Source organism: Microcystis sp. M090S1, assembly GCF_020246295.1.
Lineage (GTDB): Bacteria > Cyanobacteriota > Cyanobacteriia > Cyanobacteriales > Microcystaceae > Microcystis > Microcystis aeruginosa.
Genome location: NZ_JADBTF010000323.1, coordinates 1 through 3,659, shown reverse-complemented (window position 1 = coordinate 3,659; position 3,659 = coordinate 1). Strand labels below are relative to the sequence as shown.

The following is a 3,659-nucleotide window of genomic DNA, read 5'->3' as shown; positions in this document are numbered from 1 at the left end:
CCTCTTACACATTTTACACATTAAGAATCGGTTTTATGCTATTGAGTTACCAAAGCCAATAGAAGAGGCTTTATTATCAGTTGCCAACTAAAACTATCCCAAGCCACCGAAAAAGAAACCACAAAAGTCGGCTAAATTGCTTCTAAAAATACCATAAATGCCCCTTCATTCAATCTTGAGGGGGTTTATTTTTTCCTTTCGCTTATTAAACAACTATCACCTCGTTGCTAGGGTCTCCCTGGCAACGCATTTCCAGAGGTTCTACCTTGGCACGAGACAAAGCATTGATGATCACACAAGGTCGAGAAGAGCCAAATAGCCAATTTAGTGCCACAATAGGAGTAGTTTATTCTTCTCTCCTAGTTAAAAATATGCAAGTTAAAGAGCTAACCGTTGAGGAACTCAAGCTCCTCATTCAAGAAACTGTTGCCGAAACTATCCAATCTATCTTACTCGATCCTGACCAAGACAAAGAAGTCAAACCTGAAGTTAAGCAACAAGTTCTTGACTCTCTAAGACGGACTGAAATAGGAGAAAAGGGGGTTTCAGCCGAGGAAGTAGCCAAAAAATTAGGATTAAACTGGTAATGGCTTACTTGGTAGAATTTAGCCGCGAAGCAATCGCTGATTTAGAAGCACTCGCTCCTATCATTCAAGAGCGAATTTTGCGGAAAGTTCGCTGGTTGTCGGATAATTTTGAAAATGTTAGTCCTCAAGCTTTAAGTGCTAATTTGAGTGGTCTTTTCAAGCTTCGAGTCGGTGACTATAGAATTATCTATTCTTTTGCACCCGAAGCAAAGCGGCTTACCATCCACAAGGTTGGACATCGCCGAGATATCTACAGTTGATAAAATACTGTGTTTGAGAGTAGGTGGTTTCTTTGCTTAACATGATTTTTAGGGGATACTTGTACGACCTTATTGTACAATTCCAAGCTCTTGAACTCCCCAAAAACCCCAAAATCTGAAGGGAGAGGAATATAAAGATTTATTAAATTGTAACTTTTGATACAGTTGTGGGGGGGGGAGTGTGTATCCTTCTGCTATCTCCCTTTGGTCTTGGGTTGGGTTGTTGCTTCACCTAGCTGCGAGGGGGCGAACACTTATGTACTGAGTAGCGAATGGTGATGAAAAAAGGATTTTTCAGATGGCTACCAATTTTAGCCTTAACTACAGCTTTATGTTCTAACTTCTATCAGAATCACGATGATATTGCTCAAGCCCGTAATTTGAGAGTTGTAAGCAATGGTTTTGCTTTCGAGATTCAGAATTGTAATAAAGACAATAATTCTGTAGTTTGTACTTTTATGGTTGCAAACTTAGGGGAAGTCAGAGATCTTTATTTTTATCCCAAAGACTCTATCATCATTGATTCTACCGGCAAGCAATTGACGGGATCGGAGGGCCGTATTGGAGGAATAGGTCGTGATATAGTATGGGTAAGAGATATGCCTTCTAGAGTCCCCATTAACGGAAAAATTCTCTTTAAAGGAAATTTGCCCGGAAGAATCGTTTATCTGCGATTAGTAGGTCCTGGTTTCTCAGTTGAATGGAGGTAATATATTACCTCGGTTAACTGTTAACTGTTCACTGAATAAAGACTCGTAGGTTGGGTTGACGCAAGGAAACCCAACAACTTCTTGGAATATTTTCACAATTTTTGTTGGGTTTCGCCTTTTGAGCCGATGGGTAATACCTGATCAATAATGATAGCTCAACCCAACCTACGGCTATAAATGCCCCTTCAATCAATCTTGAGGGGGTTTATTTTTTTGCCCGTGTTTCCACATATTCTCGCAGGGCGCGATTAATACTGGTCTGATACCCCTCCTCTTGTGTGGCCTGGGTTTTGAACCAGTCTATCAGGTCAGCATCAAGGCTTAGGGTGATCTGCTGTTTGAGCGGACGATAAAACACACCACGCCGCGCCTTGCTCCAATCTCCCGTAGCCTCCGGGATCAGATCTGTGCGGATAGGCTCTTGTGACGCGGCTAGAGCGTCAATTTCAGCCTGTATCTCTGGCGGTACTGGATTACAATCTCCCTTCTTCATAAGCCCTCCTTTCATGGGCTGTTGCCCTGCGTGCGCTAATAATTCGTCCCGTTTCTTCTCCTGTCACCGAATCAGACTCCGGCCAAGTATGCACCACAAACACAGTCAATTTACCGATCAGTCCGATAGTCTGCCAGCGTTCTTCCTCTGGGTATGGATCGGGACAGCTGACAGCGAGAGGATCGGCAAAAACATATTGAGCGGCTTCAAAGCTCAAGCCGTGATCGCGCTTGTTTGTCCGATTTTTGTTGTCGTCCCATGTCCACTTCAATTTTACTCTCCAAATGTAGCTATATTATGGTTACTACATTAATTTTTATCAACACTGTATTTGCGCTAACACGATCACAGTTAAATTTACCCCTGTCGAGATGATAACATTATCCAGATATAATGCCAGCATCACTACCGATTTAGCAGCAAGAGGAAGCTAAAGAAATTAGTCATCAGATAACAGTTTGAGCGGTATGTGTTAATTATCATCCCTTTCGGCTTCGGCGCAGCTTCAACCCTCAAAAGCAAACTAAAACCCTCTAAATCCACCGAAAAAGAAACCACAAAAGTAGGCTAATTTGCCTCTAAAAATACCATAAATGCCCCTTCATTCAGTCAGTTGAGGGGGTTTTATTTTTTTACTTTCGCTTCTCAAACAACTATCCAGCCTCTGTTTCGCTTTCTAACACTTCTTGTAGTTGTGGCACTAAAGTCAGTAAATCTTCTTGAATTGTTGCCCAAACCCTACTTAAATTAACTTGAAAATATTCGTGAGTTGCAACATTTCTCATTCCTCCCATCAAACGCCAAGGAAAAAGAGGATAGCGAGACTGAATTTCCTTTGGTACATTTCTAGTTGCTTCTCCAATAATGATAAAATCCTAGAGAACCGCTTTGACAGTTGTTTGATTTTTAGCAAATTCCTCAAACGTCATTCCCTTTGTCCGTTGTTCAATTTCAGTGATAGATTCTAAAATGTCTTGAAGGAGAATTCGCCAATCTCTAGAAGGCATTGATAACATCCACCAACACAGGTTCTCGTAAATGTTCTCTTAAGGTATCCTGAGTTCCTAAATCCACTTTTTAATTTCGATAGGTCTTGATATGTAATTTTTTCGGTCATGTCCTCTAGCATTCTTTGAATCTCTTCTTCCGTTACGTCATTTCTTCGGCTAACATTTAAAATATCTCCTTCTTTTAATTACAGGGTAAGCGCATCTTAACAATTCTTGACAAAGTCAACTTTGTGTGAGTTGCTTACCTAGACGGCGATTCAGGCATATTTGAGGAGAATTTGCCATCTCAATTGTTAAGCAAAAATCGACCAAATGTTAAGATTTCGTGACTATTTTGCTTGACTTGTATCACCTGAAATGCCCATGCGGATCACAAAATTGGCCAATTGTCAATAGCTTTTGAGATGCTCTCACCCTGTTTTTACATTGGCGCGAGTCATGCTATACTATAAGAGATGCGGCTCTTCGTTACTTGGTATGATTCGATCAGGTGGCATAAATCGACTAAATCCTTATATGGCAAGAGACTCAATTGATTAGCTCGTTCTAGATAGAAAACAATTGGCAAAAATCGAAGCAATGTCTTTCTGTGTAAGGGT

General features: G+C 40.9%; 5 protein-coding genes and 3 pseudogenes. 4 read left to right on the top strand and 4 right to left on the bottom strand.

Annotated elements, in window-relative coordinates; translation table 11 throughout:
- Positions 1-287: 287 nt before the first annotated feature.
- The 3 genes from IM477_RS14255 (at position 288) to IM477_RS14245 (ending at position 1,557) form a co-directional block, all read left to right on the top strand.
- Positions 288-587: a hypothetical protein gene (locus IM477_RS14255; RefSeq protein WP_287732226.1), complete on the top strand. Its 300-nt coding sequence runs from the start codon at positions 288-290 to the stop codon at positions 585-587.
- The gene (locus IM477_RS14250; protein WP_287732224.1) at positions 587-847 is read left to right on the top strand and encodes a type II toxin-antitoxin system RelE family toxin; all 261 of its coding nucleotides are present in this window, start codon (positions 587-589) and stop codon (positions 845-847) included. The genes IM477_RS14255 and IM477_RS14250 overlap by 1 nt, the downstream gene beginning before the upstream one ends.
- A gap of 272 nt (positions 848-1,119) precedes the next feature.
- Positions 1,120-1,557, top strand: coding sequence for a hypothetical protein (locus IM477_RS14245; RefSeq protein ID WP_353845546.1), 438 nt, complete (start codon positions 1,120-1,122; stop codon positions 1,555-1,557).
- A 205-nt stretch (positions 1,558-1,762) separates the two neighbouring features.
- Here IM477_RS14245 and IM477_RS14240 read toward each other — a convergent pair whose 3' ends face one another.
- Both IM477_RS14240 and IM477_RS14235 read right to left on the bottom strand, forming a co-directional pair.
- Positions 1,763-2,050, bottom strand: coding sequence for a BrnA antitoxin family protein (locus IM477_RS14240; RefSeq protein WP_287732221.1), 288 nt, complete (start codon positions 2,048-2,050; stop codon positions 1,763-1,765).
- Positions 2,031-2,321, bottom strand: a complete 291-nt coding sequence (locus IM477_RS14235) for a BrnT family toxin (protein WP_287732219.1) — start codon at positions 2,319-2,321, stop codon at positions 2,031-2,033. The genes IM477_RS14240 and IM477_RS14235 overlap by 20 nt, the downstream gene beginning before the upstream one ends.
- 225 nt (positions 2,322-2,546) lie before the next feature.
- Between IM477_RS14235 and IM477_RS14230 the strand changes: the two are divergent.
- Positions 2,547-2,621 (top strand): annotated as a pseudogene (locus IM477_RS14230) (PEP-CTERM sorting domain-containing protein); the annotation flags it as partial.
- Positions 2,622-2,703: 82 nt separating this feature from the next.
- Here the strand turns inward: IM477_RS14230 and IM477_RS23135 are convergent.
- A pseudogene (locus tag IM477_RS23135) lies at positions 2,704-3,057 on the bottom strand (HepT-like ribonuclease domain-containing protein).
- Positions 3,047-3,124, bottom strand: a pseudogene (locus IM477_RS23385) (nucleotidyltransferase family protein); the annotation flags it as partial. The pseudogenes IM477_RS23385 and IM477_RS23135, both read right to left, overlap by 11 nt.
- Positions 3,125-3,659: the final 535 nt, after the last annotated feature.